This window comes from Streptomyces sp. NPDC048734 (genome assembly GCF_043198675.1).
GTDB lineage: Bacteria > Actinomycetota > Actinomycetes > Streptomycetales > Streptomycetaceae > Streptomyces.
In genome coordinates this window covers 343,022-366,174 of the sequence record NZ_JBICUZ010000005.1, presented here as the reverse complement: position 1 = coordinate 366,174, position 23,153 = coordinate 343,022, and the positions used below count along the sequence as shown (strand labels likewise).

Annotated in this window: 20 protein-coding genes; 14 read left to right on the top strand and 6 right to left on the bottom strand. The window is 74.1% G+C overall.

All coding sequences use genetic code 11. From position 1 onward, the window contains the following. Window positions 1-11 precede the first annotated feature (11 nt). Both aceB and ACGFQC_RS16535 read right to left on the bottom strand, forming a co-directional pair. Window positions 12-1,643, bottom strand: coding sequence for a malate synthase A (gene aceB, locus ACGFQC_RS16540; RefSeq protein ID WP_363088649.1), 1,632 nt, complete (start codon window positions 1,641-1,643; stop codon window positions 12-14). Window positions 1,644-1,862: 219 nt separating this feature from the next. Next, window positions 1,863-2,462 (bottom strand): nucleotidyltransferase family protein, encoded by a 600-nt coding sequence (locus tag ACGFQC_RS16535; RefSeq protein WP_363088650.1) that lies wholly within the window; start codon window positions 2,460-2,462, stop codon window positions 1,863-1,865. A 176-nt stretch (window positions 2,463-2,638) separates the two neighbouring features. Between ACGFQC_RS16535 and ACGFQC_RS16530 the strand changes: the two genes are divergently transcribed. Continuing rightward, on the top strand, window positions 2,639-2,953 hold the full coding sequence (locus ACGFQC_RS16530) for a DUF5955 family protein (RefSeq protein ID WP_363088651.1): 315 nt from the start codon (window positions 2,639-2,641) through the stop codon (window positions 2,951-2,953). A 94-nt stretch (window positions 2,954-3,047) separates the two neighbouring features. On the opposite strand, the gene ACGFQC_RS16525 is transcribed toward ACGFQC_RS16530, so the two are convergent. Further along, window positions 3,048-3,842 carry an IclR family transcriptional regulator gene (locus tag ACGFQC_RS16525; RefSeq protein WP_363088652.1) on the bottom strand — a complete coding sequence of 265 codons (795 nt, stop codon included), beginning with the start codon at window positions 3,840-3,842 and terminating at the stop codon, window positions 3,048-3,050. A 306-nt stretch (window positions 3,843-4,148) separates the two neighbouring features. Between ACGFQC_RS16525 and allB the strand changes: the two genes are divergently transcribed. Beyond that, window positions 4,149-5,486 (top strand): allantoinase AllB, encoded by a 1,338-nt coding sequence (allB, locus tag ACGFQC_RS16520; protein ID WP_363088653.1) that lies wholly within the window; start codon window positions 4,149-4,151, stop codon window positions 5,484-5,486. 85 nt (window positions 5,487-5,571) lie between these two features. Beyond that, on the top strand, window positions 5,572-6,705 hold the full coding sequence (gene alc, locus ACGFQC_RS16515; protein ID WP_363088654.1) for an allantoicase: 1,134 nt from the start codon (window positions 5,572-5,574) through the stop codon (window positions 6,703-6,705). Window positions 6,706-6,883: 178 nt separating this feature from the next. Here the strand turns inward: alc and ACGFQC_RS16510 are convergent, their stop codons facing one another. Then, entirely contained in the window at window positions 6,884-7,630 is a 747-nt protein-coding gene (locus tag ACGFQC_RS16510; protein ID WP_363088655.1) for an SDR family oxidoreductase, read from the bottom strand. Window positions 7,631-7,872: 242 nt separating this feature from the next. Here ACGFQC_RS16510 and ACGFQC_RS16505 point away from each other — a divergent pair, with 242 nt between their 5' ends. After that, window positions 7,873-8,268 (top strand): ribonuclease domain-containing protein, encoded by a 396-nt coding sequence (locus ACGFQC_RS16505; protein ID WP_363088656.1) that lies wholly within the window; start codon window positions 7,873-7,875, stop codon window positions 8,266-8,268. Window positions 8,269-8,319: 51 nt separating this feature from the next. Here the strand turns inward: ACGFQC_RS16505 and ACGFQC_RS16500 are convergent, their stop codons facing one another. Next, entirely contained in the window at window positions 8,320-8,520 is a 201-nt protein-coding gene (locus ACGFQC_RS16500; protein WP_363088657.1) for a hypothetical protein, read from the bottom strand. Window positions 8,521-8,789: 269 nt separating this feature from the next. On the opposite strand from ACGFQC_RS16500, the gene ACGFQC_RS16495 reads away from it, so the two are divergent. Next, a complete protein-coding gene (locus ACGFQC_RS16495; protein WP_363088658.1) occupies window positions 8,790-10,067 on the top strand; it encodes a histidine kinase in 1,278 nt (425 codons plus the stop codon). 232 nt (window positions 10,068-10,299) lie between these two features. Further along, on the top strand, window positions 10,300-10,968 hold the full coding sequence (locus ACGFQC_RS16490; RefSeq protein WP_363088659.1) for a response regulator transcription factor: 669 nt from the start codon (window positions 10,300-10,302) through the stop codon (window positions 10,966-10,968). 259 nt (window positions 10,969-11,227) lie between these two features. On the opposite strand, the gene ACGFQC_RS16485 is transcribed toward ACGFQC_RS16490, so the two are convergent. After that, window positions 11,228-12,253: a Gfo/Idh/MocA family oxidoreductase gene (locus ACGFQC_RS16485; protein ID WP_363088660.1), complete on the bottom strand. Its 1,026-nt coding sequence runs from the start codon at window positions 12,251-12,253 to the stop codon at window positions 11,228-11,230. Window positions 12,254-12,383: 130 nt separating this feature from the next. On the opposite strand from ACGFQC_RS16485, the gene ACGFQC_RS16480 reads away from it, so the two are divergent. From ACGFQC_RS16480 to ACGFQC_RS16445, 8 genes are all read left to right on the top strand, one after another. Further along, window positions 12,384-13,121: a GntR family transcriptional regulator gene (locus ACGFQC_RS16480; protein ID WP_363088855.1), complete on the top strand. Its 738-nt coding sequence runs from the start codon at window positions 12,384-12,386 to the stop codon at window positions 13,119-13,121. A 191-nt stretch (window positions 13,122-13,312) separates the two neighbouring features. After that, complete coding sequence (locus ACGFQC_RS16475) at window positions 13,313-14,317, top strand: sugar ABC transporter substrate-binding protein (protein WP_363088661.1); 1,005 nt, start codon at window positions 13,313-13,315, stop codon at window positions 14,315-14,317. After that, window positions 14,314-15,345, top strand: a complete 1,032-nt coding sequence (locus tag ACGFQC_RS16470) for an ABC transporter permease (protein WP_363088662.1) — start codon at window positions 14,314-14,316, stop codon at window positions 15,343-15,345. The genes ACGFQC_RS16475 and ACGFQC_RS16470 overlap by 4 nt, the downstream gene beginning before the upstream one ends. Next, complete coding sequence (locus ACGFQC_RS16465) at window positions 15,342-16,175, top strand: ATP-binding cassette domain-containing protein (protein ID WP_393288282.1); 834 nt, start codon at window positions 15,342-15,344, stop codon at window positions 16,173-16,175. The genes ACGFQC_RS16470 and ACGFQC_RS16465 overlap by 4 nt, the downstream gene beginning before the upstream one ends. A gap of 137 nt (window positions 16,176-16,312) precedes the next feature. Continuing rightward, on the top strand, window positions 16,313-17,464 hold the full coding sequence (locus ACGFQC_RS16460) for an ROK family glucokinase (protein WP_363088663.1): 1,152 nt from the start codon (window positions 16,313-16,315) through the stop codon (window positions 17,462-17,464). Next, on the top strand, window positions 17,461-18,054 hold the full coding sequence (locus tag ACGFQC_RS16455) for a sugar kinase (RefSeq protein ID WP_363088664.1): 594 nt from the start codon (window positions 17,461-17,463) through the stop codon (window positions 18,052-18,054). Before ACGFQC_RS16460 ends, ACGFQC_RS16455 begins: the two co-directional genes overlap by 4 nt. 114 nt (window positions 18,055-18,168) lie before the next feature. Further along, entirely contained in the window at window positions 18,169-21,006 is a 2,838-nt protein-coding gene (locus ACGFQC_RS16450) for a DEAD/DEAH box helicase (RefSeq protein WP_363088665.1), read from the top strand. Further along, a complete protein-coding gene (locus tag ACGFQC_RS16445; protein ID WP_363088666.1) occupies window positions 21,006-23,069 on the top strand; it encodes an SWIM zinc finger family protein in 2,064 nt (687 codons plus the stop codon). The genes ACGFQC_RS16450 and ACGFQC_RS16445 overlap by 1 nt, the downstream gene beginning before the upstream one ends. Window positions 23,070-23,153 lie beyond the last annotated feature (84 nt).

Here is a 23,153-nt window from a genome sequence, read left to right as displayed (position 1 = left end):
CGTCGGGGGCGTCAGCCCTCCAGCTGCTCGTAGGCCGGCAGGGTGAGGAAGTCGGCGTAGTCCTCGTCCAGGGCGACCGTCAGCAGCAGGTCGTGGGCCTGCCGCCAGTGGCCGGCCGCGAAGGCCTCCTCGCCGATGTCGGCGCGGATCGAGGCCAGTTCGGCGGCGGCGACCTCGCGGGTCAGCTCCGGTGTCACCCGCACCGTCGTGCCGTCGCGCTCGACCTCGACGCCCGCGTTGATCCACTGCCAGATCTGCGAGCGGGAGATCTCGGCCGTGGCCGCGTCCTCCATCAGGTTGAAGATGGCGACCGCGCCCAGCCCGCGCAGCCACGCCTCGATGTAACGGATGCCGACCTGCACGGCGTTGACGAGACCGGTGTACGTCGGGCGCGCCTCCAGCGAGTCGACGGCGATCAGGTCGGCCGCCTCGACACGGACGTCCTCGCGCAGCCGGTCCTTCTGGTGGGGCCGGTCGCCGAGCACCCGGTCGAAGGACTCCATGGCGATCGGCACCAGGTCGGGGTGGGCGACCCAGGAGCCGTCGAAACCGTCGTTCGCCTCCCGGTCCTTGTCGGCCCGGACCTTCTCGAAGGCGACCTTGTTGACCTCGGGGTCCCGGCGGGACGGGATGAAGGCCGCCATCCCGCCGATGGCGTGGGCGCCGCGCTTGTGGCAGGTGCGCACGAGGAGTTCGGTGTAGGCCCGCATGAACGGGGCGGTCATCGTGACGGCGTTGCGGTCCGGCAGCACGAACCTGGCGCCGCCGTCCCGGAAGTTCTTCACGATGGAGAACAGGTAGTCCCAGCGGCCCGCGTTCAACCCCGAGGCGTGGTCGCGGAGTTCGTAGAGGATCTCCTCCATCTCGTACGCGGCGGTGATCGTCTCGATGAGGACGGTCGCGCGCACGGTGCCCCGAGGGATGCCGACGTGGTCCTGCGCGAACACGAACACGTCGTTCCACAGGCGGGCTTCGAGGTGCGACTCGGTCTTCGGGAGGTAGAAGTACGGTCCCCTGCCGAGGTCGAGCAGCCGCCGGGCGTTGTGGAAGAAGTACAGGCCGAAGTCGACGAGGGCGCCGGGGACCGCCCGGCCGTCGACCCGCAGGTGCCGCTCGTCGAGGTGCCAGCCGCGCGGCCGCATGACGACGGTCGCCAGCTCCCCGTCGGGGCGCAGGGCGTACGACTTGCCGGACGCCGGGTCGGTGAAGTCGATGTTCCGGCGGTACGCGTCGATCAGGTTGAGCTGGCCGCCGACGACGTTCTCCCAGGTGGGCGCGGAGGCGTCCTCGAAGTCCGCGAGCCAGACCCGCGCGCCCGAGTTGAGGGCGTTGACGGTCATCCTGCGGTCGGTGGGGCCGGTGATCTCGACGCGGCGGTCCTCCAGCGCGGCGGGTGCGGGGGCCACTGTCCAGGAGTCGTCGGCGCGGATCGCGGCGGTCTCCGGGAGGAAGTCGAGCGTGCAGGTGCGGGCGATCTCGGCGCGGCGCTCCGCACGGCGGGCGAGGAGTTCGTCACGGCGCGGCGTGAACCGGCGGTGCAGTTCGGCCACGAAGGCCAGGGCCGCGTCGGTGAGGACCTCCTCCTGCCGGGGCAGGGGTCCGGCGTCGACGACGGCCGCCGGGGACGGCACGGGTGCGGACATGAGCGGTCACTTCCTTCAGCGAGCCTGGCACCGGGGGCCAGGAGACCCGGGTACGGCGGGGAGCGCTCGGGGAGCGGCCGAACGCCACTGATCGGTGGATACTAGTTTCCTCATCGTGGAAGTTCAATGGTTTGTTGATGTCGAGACCCTCCGGGGCGAGGAGGGCGGCTCTCCGTGCCGCTCTCCGTGCCGCTCCGCGTGCCGCCCTGTTCGCCCGGGTCAGTCGAGGTGGGCCAGATCGTCGACGGTGTCGATGTCGTACGGCCGCGCCACGTCCCCGCACTCCACCAGCCGGATCTCCTCCTCGTGGGCCGTCAGGTAGTCGCGCGCCCCCCGGTCACCGGTCGCGGCCGCCGCGACACCGGCCCAGTGGGCGGCGCCGAGCAGCACGGGATGCCCCCGCCTGCCGTCGTAGGCGGCGGACGCCAGCGACGTCTCGTCCTCGTAGGAGGCGAGCACCCGCGCCAGCGCCCGCTCCCCGACGCCCGGCTGGTCGACCAGGCAGACCAGCGCGGCCCGCGCCCCCGTCCCGGCCAGCGAGTCCAGGCCCGCCCGCAGCGAGCCGCCCATGCCCCGTTCCCACTCCGGATTCACCACCACCACGTACCCGCCGAGCCGTGCCCGCTCCCGTACGGTGTCGGCGGCGGCCCCCAGCACCACGTGCACGCGCGTGCAGCCGGCCGCCCGCAGCGCCTCCGTCGCGTGTTCGACGAGCGGGCGCCCCCGGTGAGTCAACAGCGCTTTCGGGCGTCCGCCGAGGCGCCGCCCCCCGCCCGCGGCGAGGAGCAGCCCGGCGACCTGGGTTTCCGTGTGCGTCATGGGTCCTGCATACCTGACGGGGCGCCGGCCGCGTGGTGTCGCCGGGCTGAATTCCGGCCCCCCGTGTGGCGCGGCGGGCGCCGCGTGGCGTTTACTGGCCCGCGTCCTCGGCACGTCTGACCACCGTCACGAGGACGCTATGTACGGACGCGCGAGAACGTGCGCAGGGGGGAGTCGTGTTGCGGAGCTTGGGGCGGCGGCCGGTGACCGGCAGCGACGGGGATCCGAGGGTGGCGGAACTGCGGACGGCGGTGTCCCGGCTGCGCCGCGAACTCGCCGCGCATCCGGCCGAGTTCCCGGACCGGATCATCGCCGAGGACGAACTCGCCGCGCTCGCCGCGATGACGGCCCACGGCGTCCCGGAGACACCCCGGCTGCGCCGCTCCCTGCTGCTGATCGCGGGTGCGATCGGCTCGGTGAGCGCGCTGGCGCGGGGGTTGTCGGACGTACGGAGCGCGGTGGAGCTGTTCGGGGAGCCGGGGCGCGGGTGAGGGGCCGTCGGGCGGGTGGCCGGCCGGGTGCGGTGACCGGCCCGGTCCGGTGGGCGGTCCGGTGCGGCGGCCGGACCGGCCTGGCGGCCAGGCCTCAGAACGTCGTGCCGCCCGGGTGCGACAGCGCCTCGGACAGTTCCCGGGCCACCTGCTGGAGCACCGGCACGATCCTTTCGGTGGCGGACTCGGTGACGCGGCCGGCCGGGCCGGAGATCGAGACGGCCGCCGCGGTGGGGGAGCCGGGCACCGGGACCGCGAGGCAGCGCACGCCGATCTCCTGCTCGTTGTCGTCCACCGCGTAACCGGTGGCGCGGACCTCCTCCAGGGCCGTCAGGAAGCCCTCCGGGGTGGTGATCGTCCGGTCCGTCGCGGCCGGCATGCCGGTGCGGGCGAGCAGCGCGCGCACCTCGGCGTCGGGCAAGCCCGCGAGCAGGACCTTCCCCACGCCCGTGGAGTGCGGCAGGACGCGACGGCCGACCTCGGTGAACATCCGCATCGAGTGCTTCGACGGCACCTGCGCCACGTACACGACCTCGTCGCCGTCCAGCAGTGCCATGTTGGCCGTCTCGCCGGTCTCCTCGACCAGACGGGCCAGGTGGGGGCGGGCCCAGGTGCCGAGCAGCCGGGCGGAGGACTCGCCGAGACGGATCAGCCGCGGGCCGAGCGCGTAGCGGCGGTTCGGCTGCTGGCGGACGTACCCGCAGGCGACCAGGGTGCGCATCAGCCGGTGGATCGTCGGCAGCGGGAGCCCGCTGCTCGCGGACAGCTCGCTGAGACCGACCTCCCCGCCCGCGTCCGCCATCCGCTCCAGCAGGTCGAAGGCGCGCTCGAGGGACTGGACCCCGCCGCTGCTGGACTTGGCGGAGCCGGTGGCGCTGGACGTCGGCACGGCGCGTTCCTTTCGAAACTGGCGGGAAGGGCTGAAGCCTACCCGGCGGTCGGTCGGCTCCTCGCTGGTGCGGGACGGTGCTCTGTTCGTCGGAATCTTGATTTCGTCATGCGGAAAAGTCCAGAGTGGTGGCGGTGAACGCGCGAGGGGGGAGCGGGCTCTTGACGGCGCGACGGCCGGGAGTGAAGACTCCTTCAACAGAACGTTGAATTTTGTTACGGGGAGGTTGCGCGGGAGTGCGCCCCTGAGCGCGTCCCCGGCCTCCTTCCGTTTCCCGGAAGTGAACGGCGGCAGAGAGGGGTCCGCGTGTCCGACGCCGAACTGGTACTGCGCTCGACGCGTGTCGTCACCGCGGAAGGGACCCGCGCCGCCTCGGTCGCGGTGTCCGCCGGCACGATCACGGCCGTACTCCCGTACGACGCCGCCACACCGCCCGGCGCCCGCCTGGAGGACCTCGGCGACGACGTCCTGCTGCCCGGCCTCGTCGACACGCACGTCCACGTCAACGACCCGGGCCGCACCGAATGGGAGGGCTTCTGGACCGCCACGCGCGCGGCGGCGGCCGGCGGCATCACCACCCTCGTCGACATGCCCCTCAACTCCCTCCCGCCGACCACGACGGTCGAACACCTGCGCACCAAGCGGCAGGTGGCCGCCGACAAGGCGCACGTCGACGTCGGCTTCTGGGGCGGCGCCCTGCCCGGCAACGTCGAGGACCTGCGCCCGCTGCACGACGCCGGGGTCTTCGGCTTCAAGGCCTTCCTCTCGCCGTCCGGCGTGGACGAGTTCCCCCACCTCGACCAGGACGGACTGGCCCGCTCACTGGCCGAGATCGCCGGGTTCGACGGCCTGCTGATCGTGCACGCCGAGGACCCGCACCACCTCGACGCCGCCCCCCGGCAGGGCGGGCCCAGGTACGCCGACTTCCTCGCCGGCCGTCCGCGCGATGCCGAGGACACCGCCGTCGCGAGCCTCGTCGGGCAGGCGAAACGCCTCCACGCGCGCGTGCACGTCCTGCACCTGTCCTCCGGCGCCGCGCTGCCGCTGATCGCCGCCGCGAAGGCCGAGGGCGTGCGTGTCACGGTCGAGACCTGCCCGCACTACCTCACCCTCACCGCCGAGGAAGTGCCCGACGGCGCCAGCGAGTTCAAGTGCTGCCCGCCCATCCGCGAGGCCGCCAACCAGGACCTCCTGTGGCAGGCGCTGGCCGACGGCACCATCGACTGCGTGGTCACCGACCACTCCCCGTCCACCGCCGACCTCAAGACCGGCGACTTCACCACCGCCTGGGGCGGCATCTCCGGCCTGCAGCTCAGCCTCGCCGCCGTCTGGACGGAGGCGAGGCGGCGCGGCCACGGCCTGGAGGACGTGGTCCGCTGGATGTCGACGCGCACGGCGGCACTCGTCGGCCTCGACCGCAAGGGCGCCGTCGAGGCGGGCCGGGACGCCGACTTCGCGGTCCTCGCGCCCGACGAGACGTTCACCGTCGACCCGGCGGCCCTCCAGCACCGCAACCCCGTCACCGCCTACGCCGGCAAGACCCTGCACGGCGTCGTGAGGTCCACCTGGCTGCGCGGCGAACGCATCTTCGCCGACGGCGAGTTCACCGAACCGAAGGGCCGCCTCCTCACCCGCGGTCACTGAAACCGCGGTCACCGAACCCGCGGTCACCGACGTGCCCCGCACCCGCCCGCACGCGGCCGACCCCCGAAAGGAACCCCTGATCACCGTGACGGCGATTCCCGGCTTCACCGGCGACGCGAACCCCTACGGCGGCGGCGACCCCTACGCGGACTACCGCACCGCCGACCTCCCCTTCGCCCACCACGCCGACCTCGCCGACCGGCGGCTCGGCGCCGCCGTCGTCGCCGCCAACGACGAGTTCTTCGCCCAGCGGGAGAACCTGCTGCTGCCCGGACCCGCCGAGTTCGACCCCGGGCACTTCGGGCACAAGGGCAAGATCATGGACGGCTGGGAGACCCGCCGGCGCCGCGGCGGCTGCGCCGAGCACCCGTGGCCGGCGGCCGACGACCACGACTGGGCGCTGGTCCGGCTCGGCGCGCCCGGCGTGATCCGCGGGATCGTCGTCGACACGGCCCACTTCCGCGGCAATTACCCGCAGGCCGTGTCGGTCGAGGGCGCCTCGGTACCGGGCTCGCCGTCGCCCGGCGAACTCCTCGGGGACGACGTCGCCTGGACGACGCTCGTCCCGCGCACCCCCGTCGGCGGCCACGCGGCGAACGGCTTCGCCGTGTCGGTCGAACGGCGCTTCACGCACCTGCGGGTCAACCAGCACCCCGACGGGGGCATCGCCCGCCTCCGCGTGTACGGCGAGGTCGTCCCGGACCCCGAGTGGCTCGCCGTCCTCGGCACCTTCGACGTCGTCGCCCTCGAGAACGGCGGGCAGGCCGAGGACGCCTCCGACCTCTTCTACTCACCGGCCGCCAACACCATCCGGCCGGGACGCTCCCGCAAGATGGACGACGGCTGGGAGACGCGGCGGCGCCGGGACCGGGGCAACGACTGGATCCGGTACCGGCTGGCGGCGCGGGCGGAGATCCGGGCACTGGAGATCGACACGGCGTACCTCAAGGGCAACAGTGCCGGCTGGGCGGCGGTGTCCGTGCGGGACGGTGAGAACGCCGAGAACGGCGAGGAAGGCGACTGGCGGGAGGTCCTCGCGCGCACCCGCCTCCAGCCGGACACGAACCACCGCTTCGTGCTCCCCGCGCCGGTGGTGGGCACCCACGCGCGCGTGGACATCTACCCGGACGGAGGCATCTCGCGCCTGCGCCTCATCGGCTCCCTCACGGAGGACGGCGCGGCGACCCTCCGGGCCAGGCACCAGGAGCTGGGTGGCTGAGCCGGAGGGCGCCGCGCCGTCCGGGGATGTCCCCTCCCGAGGGAGTGCGGGGACGAGGCCGAGGGAGTGCGGGACGAGGCCCGTCCGGGACCGATGCGGGGTCTGCGGCGGCAGCCCCGGGTCCGGTCCGGGGAGGGGCGGCGGGGGATTCCCTTCGTGGGACATCCCCCCGGGGGGCTTACGCCGCGTGACCGCCGTCCACCGCGAACTCCGCCCCCGTCACATAGGCGGCGCCCGCCAGGTGGGCCACCGTCGACGCCACCTCCGCCCCCGTCCCGAACCGCCCCAGCGCCGTCATCGCCGTCTGGCCCGCCGCGTACGGCCCGTCCGCCGGGTTCATGTCCGTGTCGATGGGCCCGGGATGGACGAGGTTCGCGGTGATCCCCCGCGGCCCCAGCTCCCTGGCGAGCCCCTTGGTCAGCCCGACCAGCGCCGACTTGCTCAACGCGTACAGGGTTCCCCCGGGCCCCGGCACCCGCTGGACCACGCAGCTCCCGATCGTGATGATCCGTCCCCCGGCCGTCATCCGCCCTGCGGCCGCCTGCGAGGTCAGGAAGACCCCCCGCACGTTCACCGCGAGCACCCGGTCCACGTCGGCGAGCGACAGGTCCTCCAGCGGACCGAGCACCCCGACCCCCGCGTTGTTCACCAGCACGTCGAGCCCGCCCAGCGCCTCGGCCGCCGCCCCGACCGCGCCCGCGCACTCCGAGGCGTCCGCCGCGTCCGCCCGCAGGGCCACCGCCCGGCGCCCCAGCGCCTCGACGGCCCGTACGACGTCGTCGGCGGCCTCCTTGCCGTTCACGTACGTCAGCGCCACGTCCGCGCCCTCGCGCGCCAGCCGTACCGCCGTCGCCGCGCCGATGCCGCGGCTGCCGCCGGTCACCAGGGCCACCTTGCCGTTCAGTGTCTTGCCCGAAGTCGTCATGGGTCCATTCCAGCGCCGGACGCCCGGCCCCGCTGGCGGCGAACGGACGTCGACCTCGGCCCCGCCGGCGGACGTCGACCTCGGCCCCGCCGGCGGCGGAGGGACGCCGACCGGTGGTGCCCGTCGCCGCAGCCCCGGTCCGCCCGGCTCAGGTTAACTGTCGGAAAACTCATCGCACTTGACGGAAAAATCTTCGAAGTTGTCATTGACATGCCATCGTCTACGCGCGTCATCATGAAGGCATGAGATTCCCCCCACGGATCACTCGCATCGGCGGCACCGCCGCCCTCCTGTCCGCCCTCCTCGTCGGCGGAACCGTCTCCGCCGGACCGGCGAACGCCGCGGCGACCGCGGTCGGCAGCATCTGCTACAGCGACCTGCCCTCGCAGGCGTACACCACGCTGCGGCTGATCGACCAGGGCGGCCCGTTCCCGTACTCGCAGGACGGATCCGTCTTCCAGAACCGGGAAGGCATCCTGCCCTCGAAGTCCTCGGGCTACTACCACGAGTACACGGTCAAGACGCCGGGCTCCTCCACACGCGGCGCGCGGCGCATCGTGACCGGTCAGCAGTACGAGGAGGACTACTACACCGCCGACCACTACGCGAGCTTCGACCTGGTCGACTACGACTGCTGACCGGGCCGGCCCACGGAGAACGGTGCCACCGGCCGGGAGCCCGGACCGCGTTCAGCCGGGCTTTCGGCTCTCCGCGGCGGCGAACAGGGCGAACGCGAGCACCAGCAGTGCCACGCTCGCGTAGACCTCGTGGCCGTCGAGGACGCCGAGCCGCTGCACGAGTCCCCAGCGCAGGTCGGTGAACTCGTGCACCAGGCCGGCGACGCCCTGCACCAGGGCGATGAAGCCGGCTGCCTCCAGTAGTCGTCTCATACCCCAGACCCTCGCCCCGCGGTCCCCCCACACACATCGGCCGCGGGGCGAGACGCCGGCGCCGGAAGGCGGGCGCCGGCGGGGGGCGGTACATCCGCGGTCGGCGACCGGGTCCGCCTTCGGCGGGCCACCGCACGCACCCTCCGGCTGAGTCCGAGTACACCTTCGGTCGGCGGCGCCGCTCCTTTGGTCGCCGTCCGTCCGGCGCAGGTCGCCGATCCCGGCCGGGACGGGGCGGCGCGGCTCCGCGCTGCGTAGATTTGCCGACCATGAGGGGTGACGACCGGCCGGCGCCGACAACGGAGGCAGCGGCCTTCCCGACGCGGCGATGGCTGCTGCCGTCCGCCGTCGCCGCGGAACTGGACCCGGACGGCGGGCCGTTCGCGCGCCCCGGACGGCGGCCCCGGCGCACCGTGCGCGACTGGCTCGTCGACTTCACCTGCTTCGTGCTGGCCGTCGTCCTCGGCCTGCTGGTGGCGGACACGCTCACCGACCAGGAGGACCTCCCGCGTCCCCTCCTCGTCGCCGACCAGTGGCTCGGCGCGCTGTCCTGCGCCGCGGTGTGGCTGCGTCGCCGCCTGCCCGTCGGCCTCGCCGCCGCGACGATCCCCCTCGGCTTCCTCTCCACGACCTCGGCCGGAGCCTGCACGATCGCCCTCTTCACCCTCGCCGTGCACCGGCCCTTCCGGTACGTCGCCTGGATCGGCGGCCTCCAGCTCGCCGTGGTCCCGCTGCTGCTGCGGGTCCGCCCCGACCCCGACCTGGAGTACGGTCCTGCCGTCGTGTGGACGGTGCTGCTCGTCCTCGCGGTCGGCGGCTGGGGCATGCTCGTGCGGTCCAGGCGGCAGCTCATGCTGAGCCTGCGCGACCGGGCCCGGCGCGCGGAGACGGAGGCGCGGCTGCGGGCCGAGCAGGCGCAGCGGCTGGCCCGCGAGGCCATCGCCCGCGAGATGCACGACGTGCTCGCCCACCGGCTGACCCTGCTCAGCGTGCACGCGGGCGCACTGGAGTTCCGGCCGGACGCGCCGCGCGAGGAGATCGTGCGCGCGGCCGGGGTCATCCGCGAGAGCGCCCACGAGGCCCTCCAGGACCTGCGGGAGATCATCGGCGTCCTGCGGGCCGGCGAGCCCGACGACGCCGGCCGCCCCCAGCCGACGCTGGCCGCCCTGGAGGCGCTGGTCGCCGAGTCCCGCGAGGCGGGCATGAGGGTCGTCCTCGACCAGCGGGTCACCGACCCGGCCGCCGTGCCCTCGTCCGTCGGCCGGACCGCCTACCGCATCACCCAGGAGTGCCTCACCAACACCCGCAAGCACGCGCCGGGCGCGGAGGCCGCGGTCACGGTCGCCGGTGCCCCCGGAGAAGGCCTCACGGTCACGGTCCGCAACCCCGCTCCGGAGGGTGACGCCCGGCCCGTCCCCGGCTCGGGCCAGGGCCTGATCGGCCTCACCGAACGCGCGACCCTCACCGGCGGCCGCCTGGAACACGGCCCGCGCCAGGACGGCGGCTTCGAGGTGCGCGCGTGGCTGCCGTGGCCCCGGACCGGGTGACGCGTGACGCTGACCGAGGGCCGGGGGCCGGGCACGCGGGCCGGCACCGGAAGTCCGACCGCCGAAAGGACGGTCGCCGGCGGCTCCGGTCGCCGGCGGCTCCGGTCGCCGGCGGCTCCAGTGGTCGCGGCGCCGATCCCCGGAAGGCCGGTCACCGCCGCGCCGCCGCCTTCGTCGCAGGACTGCCGCCAGGGCCCAACTCACCGGCCCCGGACGTGATTACGTAGGGCTCATGACTGCGATCAGACTCCTCCTCGTCGACGACGACCCCCTGGTACGGGCCGGTCTGTCCCTCATGATGGGCGGCGCCGAGGACATCGAGATCGTCGGTGAGGCCGCCGACGGCGGCGAGGTCGAGGCGCTCGTCGACCGCACCCGCCCCGACGTCGTCCTGATGGACATCCGGATGCCGACGGTGGACGGCCTCACCGCCACCCAGCGGCTGCGCGCCCGTGAGGACGCCCCGCAGGTCGTCGTCCTCACCACCTTCCACGCCGACGAGCACGTGCTGCGCGCCCTGCGCGCGGGCGCCGCCGGGTTCGTCCTCAAGGACACCCCGCCCGCCCAGATCGTCGACGCCGTACGCCGGGTCGCGGCCGGTGACCCCGTCCTGTCGCCCACCGTCACCCGTCGGCTCATGGCCCACGCGGTCGGCACCGCCGCCGACACCCGGCGGGCACGCGCGCGTGAGCGCGTCGCCGCCCTGGGCGAACGGGAGCGCGAGGTCGCGGTCGCCGTCGGGCGCGGCCTGTCCAACGCCGAGGTCGCCGCCGCGCTGTTCATGAGCGTCGCCACCGTCAAGACGCACGTCTCCCGCGTCCTGGCCAAGCTCGACCTCAACAACCGGGTGCAGATCGCCCTGCTGGCGTACGACGCGGGACTGCTGGAGGACGGCGACTGACGCTGACCCGTCGGCACGGCGGTGCGCGGTGGCGCAGGGGGCCGTACCGGCGGTGCCGGGGGAGCAGGAGACCGTACCGGCGGTGCGGTGAGGTGTGGCGCGGCCCGCCGCTGATGTCGCCCGCACCGCGCGTGCTCCGCCGGCACCGCGTGGTCGCCCGTACCGCGTGCTCCCCGCGCCGGGTCGCAGGGCGGCGTACTGCTTCGCGGCGCCGCGCACGCACCGCGCACACGCGCACCGCGCACACCGCGCGCCCCCGCTACGCCCCCGTCGCCGCCGCCGACGAGTCCGGGATCTCCGTCAGCGACACGGCCCGCCGCTCGCGTCGGGACACCTCGCAGGCCTCGGCGATCCGCAGGGCCTGGAGGGCCTCGCGGCCGTCGCAGGGGTTGGCCCGCCCGCCCCGTACGACGTCGACGAAGGCGATCAGCTCCGCCTCGTACGCGGGACCGAAGCGCTCCAGGAAGCCGGTCCACGGCTTGTCGGCCGCCGGCGGCCCGGTCGGTTCGGTGGAGGCGATCGGCGTGCGGTCGTCGAGTCCCACCACGACCTGGTCGAGTTCCCCGGCCAGCTCCATGCGGACGTCGTACCCCGCGCCGTTCAGCCGCGTCGCCGTGGCCGTGGCGAGGGTGCCGTCGTCGAGGGTGAGGACCGCGGCCGCGGTGTCGACGTCCCCCGCGGCGCGGAACATCGCGGGTCCGGCGTCCGATCCGGCGGCGTACACGTCGCTCACCTCGCGCCCGGTCACCCAGCGCAGGACGTCGAAGTCGTTGATCAGCGCGTCCCGGAACAGGCCGCCGGACACCGGTAGCCACGCGGCGGGGGGCGGTGACCGGTCGGAGGTCACCGCGCGCACGGTGTGCAGCCGCCCGAGCCGGCCCGAGCGGACCGCCTCGCGGGCGCCCGTGTACCCGGCGTCGAAGCGGCGCTGGAACCCCATCTGGAGGACCGTTCCGGCGGCCTCCACCTCGGCGATCGCCGCCAGGGTGCCGGCCAGGTCGAGGGCTATCGGCTTCTCGCAGAACACCGGCAGCCCGGAGCGCGCCGCCCGGCCGATCAGTTCGGCGTGGGCCGAGGTCGCCGTGGTGATCACCACCGCGTCCACGCCCCACCGGAAGATCTCCTCGACCCCCGGCGCGGCCGTCTCGCCCAGTCGCAGCGCCAGCTCCGCCGCCCGCGCGGGTTCGGTGTCCGTAAGGATGAGGGATCCGACCTCGCGGTGACGGCTGAGTGTGTTCGCATGAATGGTGCCGATGCGGCCCGTCCCGATGACCCCGATGCGCATGGAATCAAGGTGACGTCGGAGGCGGGGACCTGTCAATGTGTTTGTCCGGACAATCTGACTACACGACTTCCCGTCAACCGGCCGCAGAGCTACGCTCGAGCCCGTGCCGAAACCAGAGGTGGACCCGACCGTGCAGCTCGAACTCCGTGTGGACCGAAGCTCTCCGGTGCCGTTGTACTTCCAGCTGTCCCAGCAGCTGGAGGCGGCGATCGAGCACGGGGCGCTCACCCCGGGCAGCCTGCTGGGCAACGAGATCGAGCTGGCCGCCCGGCTCGGCCTGTCCCGCCCGACCGTCCGTCAGGCCATCCAGTCCCTCGTCGACAAGGGCCTGCTGGTCCGCCGCCGGGGCGTCGGCACCCAGGTCGTGCACAGCCAGGTCAAGCGGCCCCTGGAACTGAGCAGCCTCTACGACGACCTGGAGGCGGCCGGCCAGCGCCCCGCGACGACGGTCCTGGTCAACACCGTCGTGCCCGCGTCCGCCGAGGTCGCCGCCGCGCTCGCGGTGGTCGAGGGCAGCGAGGTGCACCGCGTGGAACGGCTGCGGCTCGCGCACGGGGAGCCGATGGCGTACCTGTCCAACCACATCCCCCCCGGCCTGCTGGACCTGGACACCGCCCAGCTGGAGACCACGGGCCTGTACCGGATGATGCGGGCGGCCGGGATCACCCTGCACAGCGCCCGTCAGTCGATCGGCGCCCGCGCCGCCACCGCCGCCGAGGCCGAGCGCCTCGCCGAGCCGGAGGGCGCCCCGCTGCTCACCATGCGGCGCACCACCTTCGACGACACGGGCCGCGCGGTCGAGTTCGGCGACCACATCTACCGACCCGCCCGCTACTCCTTCGAGTTCCAGCTGCTCGTGCGCCCGTAGCGCGAGCCTTCGCCCGTAGCGCGCGCCTTCCCGAGGGTCGCCCTCGTCGCAATGTCCGGACAATGCGACCGGTGCGCGCTCCCCGGCCGCGCGACGCGTGATCCCCGTGTTCGATACTGGGGCGTTTGCGTCCGGTGAGAGAACGCCGAAGGCGCGCGTACGGCAGCACACGGCAAGAAGGGCACGGCCTCGTGGCACGGTTTGGGACCTGGACAGGGATCGCGATGGCGGGGGTGCTCTGCGTCTCCCTCGCGGGGTGCAGCAGTACCGGGGGAAAGCGTGCCGAGGACGCCCGCAAGGCCGCGGCCGCGCAGGGCCGGGCGGCGGTCGACACCCCCCGCTGGACCTTCGCGATGATCACCCACTCGGGCGACGGCGACACCTTCTGGGACATCGTCCAGAGCGGCGCGAAGCAGGCCGCGGTCAAGGACAACATCAACTTCCTGTACTCCCACGACGACGAGGCCCAGCAGCAGGCGCAACTCGTCGACGCGGCGGTCGACAAGAAGGTCGACGGCATCATCGTCACCCTCGCCAAGCCCGACGCGATGAAGGCCGCCCTCGCCCGTGCCCGCGAGGCCGGCATCCCCGTGATCACGGTGAACTCCGGCTCGGCGGAGTCGAAGGCGTTCGGCGCTCTCACCCACATCGGCCAGGACGAGACGATCGCCGGCGAGGCCGTCGGCGAGGAGCTGAACCGGCGCGGGAAGAAGAAGGCCATCTGCGTCCTGCACGAGCAGGGCAACGTCGGGCACGAGCAGCGCTGCGACGGCGTCGCCAAGACCTTCACCGGCACGGTGACCGACCTCTACGTCACCGGCACCAACATGCCCGACGTGCAGTCGGCCATCGAGGCCAGGCTCCAGGCCGACCCGTCGACCGACGCCGTCGTCACCCTCGGCGCGCCGTTCGCCGACACCGCCGTCAAGGCCCGGCAGGGCGCCGGCAGCAAGGCCGAGATCGACACCTTCGACCTCAACGCCAAGGTGGCCGCGGGCCTGGCGGACGGCACCCTCGGCTTCGCCGTCGACCAGCAGCCGTACCTCCAGGGCTACCAGGCCGTCGACCTGCTGTGGCTGTACAAGTACAACGCCGACGTCCTCGGCGGCGGCGGGCCCGTCCTGACCGGACCGCAGATCATCACGAAGGACCAGGCGGACGAGCTGGCCGCGTACACCGAGCGGGGCACCCGATGAGCGCGCTCACCCCGGACGAACGGCTGCTGCGGGTCTCCCCGCTGCGCAGGCTCCTCGGCCGGCCCGAACTGGGCTCGGTCGTCGGCGCGCTCGCGGTGTTCGTCTTCTTCGCCCTCGCCGCCGACAGCTTCCTGCGCGCGGGCAGCCTCAGCACCGTCCTGTACGCGTCCTCGACCATCGGCATCATGGCCGTCCCGGTCGCGCTGCTGATGATCGGCGGCGAGTTCGACCTCTCGGCCGGCGTGATGGTCACGTCCTCGGCACTGGTGTCGTCGATGTTCAGCTACCAGATGACGGCGAACGTCTGGGTCGGCGTCGGCGTCTCCCTGCTGGTCACCCTGGCCATCGGCGCCTTCAACGGCTTCATGCTCACCCGCACCGGGCTGCCCAGCTTCATCGTCACGCTCGGCACCTTCCTGATGCTGACCGGCATGAACCTCGGCTTCACCAAGCTGATCGACGGCACCGTCTCGACGAAGACCATCGCCGACATGGAGGGCTTCCCGAGCGCCCACGACGTCTTCGCGTCCACCCTGACCATCGGCGACGTCAACGTCAAGATCACGATCCTGTGGTGGTTCGCCCTGGTCGCGGTGGCCACCTGGATCATGCTGCGCACCCGCGCCGGCAACTGGATCCTCGCCGTCGGCGGCAACCAGGACGCCGCCCGCGCGGTCGGCGTGCCCGTCGGGAAGACCAAGATCGGCCTGTACATGGGCGTCGCCCTCGGTGCCTGGATCTCCGGTCAGCACCTGCTGTTCTCGTACGACGTCGTCCAGTCCGGCGAGGGCGTCGGCAACGAGCTGATCTACATCATCGCCGCCGTCATCGGAGGCTGCCTGATCACCGGCGGCTACGGCAGCGCGGCCGGATCGGCGGTCGGCGCGCTCATCTTCGGCATGACGAGCAAGGGCATCGTCTTCGCCGAATGGAACCCCGACTGGTTCAAGTTCTTCCTCGGAGCGATGCTGCTCCTCGCGACCCTGCTCAACGCCTGGGTCCGCAAGCGCGCGGAGGCCACCAAGTGACCCGGACACCGACGACGACACCGGCACCGGCCACCGCACCGGCACGCACCGACAGCCCCACGCCGCTCGTCGAGCTGTCCGACGTCAGCAAGCACCACGGCAGCGTCCGCGCCCTCGAGGGCGTCTCCCTGGAGGTCCACGCCGGCCGCATCATCTGCGTCCTCGGCGACAACGGCGCGGGCAAGTCCACCCTCATCAAGATCATCGCCGGTCTGCACGGGCACGACGGCGGCACCCTGCGCCTCGACGGCGAGGAGACCCGGCTGTCCTCCCCGCGCGAGGCCCTGGACCGCGGCATCGCCACCGTCCACCAGGACCTGGCCGTCGTCCCGCTGATGCCGGTCTGGCGCAACTTCTTCCTCGGCTCGGAACCCCGCAAGGGCACCGGCCCCTTCAAGCGCATGGACGTCGACCTCATGCGCCGCACCACCCACGCCGAACTCCTGCGCATGGGCATCGACCTGCGCGACGTGGACCAGCCCATCGGCACCCTCTCCGGCGGCGAACGCCAGTGCGTCGCCATCGCACGCGCGGTGTACTTCGGCGCGAAGGTCCTGATCCTCGACGAGCCGACGGCCGCCCTGGGCGTCAAGCAGTCCGGCGTGGTCCTGAAATACGTGGCCGCCGCCCGCGACCGGGGCCTGGGCGTCGTGCTGATCACCCACAACCCCCACCACGCCTACCTGGTGGGCGACCGGTTCGTGCTGCTGCGGCGGGGGAGCATGGTGGGAAGCCACACGCGGGACGGGATCACCCTGGAGGAGCTGATCGAGCAGATGGCGGGCGGCAGCGACCTGGACGACCTGCGCCACGAGTTGCGGCGTCCCTGAGGGGCGCGGGGCCGTACCGGTGTGCGGCTCCGCCGCGCGGGCGCGACAGGCCACGACGCGCCTGCTGCCGGCAACGCGCGCACACCCCGCCTCCCGCGTTCGGCACCGCGGGTACCCGTGCGGCACAATCGGCCACGATGAGCACCTACCGCGACCTCACCGCCCCCATCGGCTCCCGCCGAGCCACCGCGCTGCGCACGGTCGGCACCCGCGAGCGCCGCTCCCACCTGACCGCACCCCGGGTGCCCACGGTCGGGATCGACATCGGCGGCACCAAGGTGATGGCGGGCGTCGTCGACGCGGACGGCAACATCCTGGAGAAGGTCCGCACGGAGACCCCGGACAAGTCCAAGAGCCCCAAGGTCGTCGAGGACACGATCGTGGAGCTGGTCCTGGACCTGTCCGACCGGCACGACGTGCACGCGGTCGGCATCGGCGCCGCCGGCTGGGTCGACGCCGACCGCAACCGCGTCCTGTTCGCCCCCCACCTGTCCTGGCGCAACGAGCCGCTGCGCGACCGCATCGCCGGCCGCCTCGCGGTGCCCGTCCTCGTCGACAACGACGCCAACACCGCCGCCTGGGCGGAGTGGCGCTTCGGCGCGGGCCGCGGCGAGGACCACCTCGTCATGATCACCCTCGGGACCGGCATCGGCGGCGCCATCCTGGAGGACGGCCAGGTCAAGCGCGGCAAGTACGGCGTCGCGGGCGAGTTCGGCCACATGCAGGTGGTGCCCGGCGGCCATCGCTGCCCGTGCGGCAACCGCGGCTGCTGGGAGCAGTACAGCTCCGGGAACGCGCTGGTCAGAGAAGCCAAGGAGCTGGCCGCCGCCGACTCCCCGGTGGCGTACGGGATCATCGAGCACGTCAAGGGGCAGATCGGTGACATCACCGGCCCGATGATCACCGAGCTGGCCCGTGAGGGCGACGCCATGTGCGTCGAACTCCTCCAGGACATCGGCCAGTGGCTCGGCGTCGGCATCGCCAACCTGGCCGCCGCCCTCGACCCGTCCTGCTTCGTGATCGGCGGCGGTGTCTCCGCCGCCGACGACCTGCTCATCGGCCCCGCGCGCGACGCGTTCAAGCGGCAGCTCACCGGGCGCGGTTACCGCCCCGAGGCCCGGATCGTCCGCGCCCAGCTCGGCCCGGAGGCCGGCATGGTCGGCGCCGCCGACCTGGCCCGCCTCGTCGCCCGCCGCTTCCGGCGGGCCAACCGGCGCCGCGTCGAGCGCCACGAACGCTTCGAGCGGTTCGCGGAGGCCGCCCGCCGCGCCACCGGGGACACGGCGTGACGTCCGCCCCGTCCCACCGGTCCGCGTCCCCGGACGAACCGTCCCGCCCGCCCGAGACCCGCGGCCACGTGATCCGCCGCCGCGCGCTCACCCTGCTCATCATCGTGCTGCTCATCGGCGTCCCGGCCGGCTACCTGGTGATCTCCGCCAACCAGAGCCGCGACAGCGGCAAGGACAAGGAGGCCAAGTACTCGGCGACCGGACTCACCGAGGCCTGGCCGTCCAAGGTCCAGCAGCGCCTCTACCAGGTGCCGGTCCCGCACCCGTCGAACAAGGTCGCCTACTACGAGACGAACAACTGGCGGACCAGCCGTCTCTACGTCCAGTTCCAGACCACCCACGCGGGCCTGGACGCCTTCCTCGCCGAACTCGGCTACAGCCGGTCCGACCTGGAGAAGGACGACATCACGATCAGCGAGCGCGACCGGAGCATCACCGGCTGGAAGTTCTCCGGACCCGGCTCCCGGCCCGGCGACTACTACGGCTTCGTCCGCAGGCAGAAGGACCCCCAGCCCACCCAGGACGTGGTGGTGAACACCGGCAACCCGATATTCCCCATGGTGTACGTCGTCTCGCGCACCGTCCCCTAGGGTGCCCGGGGTGCCCGGGGTGCCCGGGGTCCCTCCCTCGGACCGGTTGTCAGACCCCGCCCGTAGAGTCGGAGACGACTGGTCCGACACGCGGGCGGGAGGTGGACACTGCGCATGAGCGACACGACCGGGGTCGCCGGGCACCCGGCGCGACTCGTCGGCGCGAGCCTCGCCGCCGTCTTCCTGCCCGCCCCCCTCCCGCGCGAGGGCCGGGTCGCCTTCTGGGACCCGGACGACGGCCCGCTGCCCGGGCCGGCGCACGCCGAGCGCACCGAACTGACCGTCGTCCGCCCGCACGGGACCTCGGTCCGCCGCCTGCAGGCCCCCGCCCTCTCCCTGCCCGTCGAGGTGGCCCTCCCGCTCCTGGTGCGCGCCCGGCACGACCCCGCCGCCCACCCCGCGACCGCCTGCTGGGGCGCCGCCGCCCTGCACGCGCTGCGGCTCACCGCCCGCGGCCGGCTGCTGCCGGGCCTCACCCCGGCCGGCCACGACGCCTGGCGGGCCGGCCCGCTCGAACCGGAGGACGTCGCCCACCTGCGCGCCGTCGCCGCCGCCCTGCCGTACGAGGGCCACGCCGTCCCGCTGCCCGGTCCCGGTCCCCTCCGGCTGCCGCAGCCGGAGGCCCTGATGCGCGCCTTCCTGGACGCCGTCGCCGACACCCTGCCCCGCACCCCCGCCGCGCCCCACGCCTCCGGGAGGCCCTTCGCCGACCGCCGGCCGCAGCGGCTGCCCGGCGCCCGGGACTGGGCGGCCGAGGTCGCCGCAGGCATGGACGCGGGCGTGCGGATCTCCCTGCGCCTGGACCTGTCGGCGTACGACCTGTTCGACGACAACGAAGGAGCCCGGCGCGCCGGAGCCGCCGTCGTCCAGGTGCACAGCCTCGCCGACCCGACCCTGGTGACCGACGCGGCGGCCCTGTGGTCGGGCCGGGCCGACGCCGACTTCGGGCCACGTGCCCGCGTGGACGCCGCCCTGGCCCTGCGGCGCGCCGCCCGGGTCTGGGCGCCCCTCGCCCGCCTCGCCGACCAGGACGCGCAGACCCTCGACGTCCTGGCCCTGTCCGAGGACGAGCTGAGCGACCTCCTCGGCGTGGCCGCTACCCGCCTCGCGGCGGCCGGGGTCGCCGTGCACTGGCCGCGCGACCTCGCCCAGGACCTCGGCGCGGCCGCGGTGGTCCGGCCCGCGCCGGGCTCCGCGACCGACGGCACCGGCTTCTTCGAGAGCGAGGACCTGCTCCAGTTCCGCTGGCAGCTGGCCCTCGGCGGCGACCCCCTCAGCGAGGCCGAGATGGACACCCTCGCCGAGGCCCACCGCCCCGTCGTCCGGCTGCGCGACCAGTGGGTCCTCGTCGACCCCGCCCTGGTCCGCAAGGCCCGCAAGCGCGAACTGGGCCTGCTGGACCCGGTGGACGCCCTCGCCGTCGCCCTCAGCGGCACCGCCGAGGTCGACGGCGAGACCGTGGAGGCGGTCCCCGTCGGCGCGCTCGCCACCCTGCGCGACCGCCTCACCGCCGGCCTCCTCCCCGCCGAGCCGCCCCCCGGCCTCGACGCCACCCTCCGCGACTACCAACTGCGCGGCCTGGCCTGGCTCGACCTCATGACCTCCCTCGGCCTCGGCGGCTGCCTCGCCGACGACATGGGCCTCGGCAAGACGGTCACCCTCATCGCCCTCCACCTGCGCCGGGCCCGCCCCGAACCCACCCTCGTGGTCTGCCCCGCCTCCCTCCTCGGCAACTGGCAGCGGGAGATCACGCGGTTCGCCCCCGGCGTCCCCGTCCGCCGCTTCCACGGCTCCGACCGCACCCTGGACGACCTCACCGGCGGCTTCGTCCTCACCACCTACGGCACCATGCGCTCGGCCGCCGCCACCCTGGCCCGGCAGCCGTGGGGCCTGGTCGTCGCCGACGAGGCGCAGCACGTCAAGAACCCCTTCTCGGCCACCGCGAAGGCACTGCGCACCATCCCCGCCCCCGCCCGCGTGGCCCTCACCGGCACCCCCGTCGAGAACAACCTCTCCGAGCTGTGGGCCCTCCTGGACTGGACGACACCGGGTCTGCTCGGCCCTCTGAAGGCCTTCCGGGCCCGCCACGCGCGCGCGGTGGAGAACGGCGAGGACGAGGAGGCCGTCGAGCGGCTCGCCCGCCTGGTCCGCCCGTTCCTGCTGCGGCGCAAGAAGTCCGACCCCGGCATCGTCCCCGAGCTGCCGCCCAAGACCGAGACCGACCACCCCGTCCCGCTCACCCGCGAACAGGCCGCGCTGTACGAGGCGGTGGTGCGCGAGTCGCTGCACGTCATCGAGACGGCGAACGGCATCGCCCGCCGGGGCCTGGTCCTCAAGCTGCTCGGCGCGCTCAAGCAGATCTGCGACCACCCGGCGCTCTACCTCAAGGAGCAGGCCCCCGCCACCGGCGACGCCCTCGCCGCCCGTTCCGGCAAACTCGCCCTGCTCGACGAGTTGCTGGACACCCTGCTGGCCGAGGACGGCTCGGCCCTGGTCTTCACCCAGTACGTCGGCATGGCCCGGCTGATCACCGCCCACCTGGCCGACCGTGCCGTCCCGGTGGAGCTCCTGCACGGCGGTACGCCGGTGCCCGAGCGCGAGCGCATGGTGGACCGTTTCCAGGACGGTGCGACCCCCGTCCTGGTCCTGTCGCTGAAGGCGGCCGGCACCGGCCTGAACCTCACCCGCGCGGGCCACGTCGTCCACTTCGACCGCTGGTGGAACCCGGCCGTGGAGGAACAGGCCACGGACCGTGCCTACCGCATCGGCCAGACCCAGCCGGTCCAGGTGCACCGCCTCATCACCGAGGGCACCGTCGAGGACCGCATCGCGGAGATGCTCCAGGCCAAACGCGCACTCGCCGACGCGATCCTCGGCTCCGGCGAGTCCGCCCTCACCGAGCTGACGGACCGTGAACTGTCCGACCTGGTCAGGCTGCGGAGGGAGGCGTGATGACGGAGGCGAGCACAAGCGGTCCGGCCGGGGAGACCGGTCCGGCCGAGGCGGTCCGCCGGGCCCTGCGGGCGGCACGGGAGCGCGCGGACGACACGGCACCGGTACCGGCACCCGCACCCGCACCCGCACCCACGGAACCCTCCGAGGCGCGCCCGGACCGGCCGCGGCAGGAGACCGCGCCCGCGGAGTCCGGCGCACGGCGGTCCGAAGGCACCCCGCCCCGCCCGGGGGACGCCGCCCGCGCGGCTCTGCGGCGCGCGGCCGACGCGCCCCGGGCCCGCCAGGAAGCCCCGCGGACCGACGTCCCCCCGGCAGCGGACGTACCCCGGGCTCCCCGCGCACCGCGGGACAGGTCCGGTGCGCGGCCCGGCGACGTGGCCCGGGAGGCACTGCGCGCGGCCCGCGCACAGGCACGGCGGACGCCGCCGGAAACCGGGGAACCGGGAGACGGCACGAGTGCGCGCCGGGCCACCCGCCCCGGCGCGTCCGCGAGCGCCGGGGTGCGCGCCGGTGACCCTGCCGCCGAGGCCCGCGTGCGGGACGTACGGACCTTCGCCGCGGACGCCTTCCGGATGCCGTCGGAAACCGACCCCGCGGCAGCGGCCGGAGCCCCCGGGCCGGCCGGGTCCGCACCCCGGGAGGTCGCTCCGCCCTCCCGGACACCCGCCCCCGCCGCGCGTTCCCTGACCGCCCCCGCCGCCCGTTCCCTGGACGCCCCCGCCGTCCGTTCCGAAGCCGACCCCCGTCCTGATCCCGACCCCCGTCCTGATATCGCCCCCGCCCTCCCTTCCATGGCCGCCCCCGCCCGCGACGGCGATCACCGCCGCACCTTCCCCGCCTTTCCGCCCCGGTCGGCCGGGAAGGGCGGCGGATTCGCCGAGACCTGGTGGGGCGACGCCTGGATCACCGCGCTCGAGGAGGGCGCTCTCGACGCCGAGCGGCTGGCGCGCGGGCGGGGATACGCCGAGCAGGGGCACGTGGACGCCATCACCGTCACGCCCGGCCTGGTCCTGGCGTACGTGCGGGGCAGCCGGGCCCGTCCGTACCGCGTCCAGGTGCGTCTGCGCACCCTCGGGGAGAAGGACTGGGAGCGGTTCCTGGACGCCGCGGTGGAGCGGCCGGGGCTCATCGCCGCGCTGCTCGACAAGGAGATGCCCGAGTCCCTCGCCGACTGCGGCGTGCCGCTGCTCCCCGGCCCGGGCGACCTCGCCCCCCAGTGCAGCTGCCCCGACCGCGGACACCCCTGCAAGCACGTCGCCGCCCTCTGCTACCAGACCGCGCGGCTCCTCGACGCCGACCCGTTCGTCCTGCTCCTGCTGCGCGGCCGGGGCGAACGCGAACTGCTCGACACGCTGTCCCGCCGCAACGCCGCGCGGGCGGCCCGCGCCGCCCAGGAGCAGGAACCGGAACCCGTGCCGGGCATCCGCGCCACCGACGCCCTCGCCGCACGCCGGCTCCCGCCGTTGCCGGCACCCCTGCCCCCGCCGCCGCACCCCGAACAGCCGCCCTCCTACCCCGCCGTGCCGAACGGCCCCGACTCCTTCGCCCTCGACCAGCTCGCCACCGACGCCGCCCTCCGCGCCCACGCGCTGCTGACCACCGGTCACGACGAGATCGGTCAACTGACCCTCTGGCAGGACGCCGTACGACTCGCCGCGGCGCGTCCCGGCTCCGGCCTGACCGCCACCAGCCGCGCCCTCTACGCCTCCCTGGCCTCCGCGGCCGGCCGCACCCCGGGCGAGCTGGCCCGCGCGGTCGCCGCCTGGCGACAGGGCGGCCCGGACGGACTCGCCGTCCTGGAGGACCCCTGGGACCCGCCCGCCGGCCGCTTCGACCGGGCCCGCCCCCTGCTCCGTGCCGCCGACCTCCCCGCGTTCCGCCCCTGGCGCAACCACCTCACCCACCCCTTCGGCCACGTCCAACTCCGCCTCGGCCGCGACGGTTTGTGGTACCCGTACGAATCGGAGCCCGGCCAGGACGACTGGTGGCCACGCGGCACCCCCGACATCGACCCGGTGGGCGCCCTGACCGGCCTGGCCACATGGGCCGACGACCTGTGAACCACGGCCCGGCCCGGTGTCCTTCGAAGACGTGCTCACAAGCCCGGTGCCGGAAGCAGCCGACAGGAAGAAGCTCCGGGAGAT

What these genes read in the sequence shown, in the direction of transcription:
- ACGFQC_RS16505 (WP_363088656.1), top strand. Translation starts at nt 7,873, where the DNA reads ATGAGATTCCCCCCACGGATCACTCGCATCGGCGGCACCGCCGCCCTC.
- ACGFQC_RS16460 (WP_363088663.1), top strand. Translation starts at nt 16,313, where the DNA reads ATGAGCACCTACCGCGACCTCACCGCCCCCATCGGCTCCCGCCGAGCC.
- aceB (WP_363088649.1), bottom strand. Translation starts at nt 1,643, where the DNA reads ATGTCCGCACCCGTGCCGTCCCCGGCGGCCGTCGTCGACGCCGGACCC.
- ACGFQC_RS16535 (WP_363088650.1), bottom strand. Translation starts at nt 2,462, where the DNA reads ATGACGCACACGGAAACCCAGGTCGCCGGGCTGCTCCTCGCCGCGGGC.
- ACGFQC_RS16510 (WP_363088655.1), bottom strand. Translation starts at nt 7,630, where the DNA reads ATGACGACTTCGGGCAAGACACTGAACGGCAAGGTGGCCCTGGTGACC.
- ACGFQC_RS16445 (WP_363088666.1), top strand. Translation starts at nt 21,006, where the DNA reads ATGACGGAGGCGAGCACAAGCGGTCCGGCCGGGGAGACCGGTCCGGCC.
- ACGFQC_RS16470 (WP_363088662.1), top strand. Translation starts at nt 14,314, where the DNA reads ATGAGCGCGCTCACCCCGGACGAACGGCTGCTGCGGGTCTCCCCGCTG.
- ACGFQC_RS16490 (WP_363088659.1), top strand. Translation starts at nt 10,300, where the DNA reads ATGACTGCGATCAGACTCCTCCTCGTCGACGACGACCCCCTGGTACGG.
- ACGFQC_RS16500 (WP_363088657.1), bottom strand. Translation starts at nt 8,520, where the DNA reads ATGAGACGACTACTGGAGGCAGCCGGCTTCATCGCCCTGGTGCAGGGC.
- ACGFQC_RS16495 (WP_363088658.1), top strand. Translation starts at nt 8,790, where the DNA reads ATGAGGGGTGACGACCGGCCGGCGCCGACAACGGAGGCAGCGGCCTTC.
- ACGFQC_RS16485 (WP_363088660.1), bottom strand. Translation starts at nt 12,253, where the DNA reads ATGCGCATCGGGGTCATCGGGACGGGCCGCATCGGCACCATTCATGCG.
- ACGFQC_RS16450 (WP_363088665.1), top strand. Translation starts at nt 18,169, where the DNA reads ATGAGCGACACGACCGGGGTCGCCGGGCACCCGGCGCGACTCGTCGGC.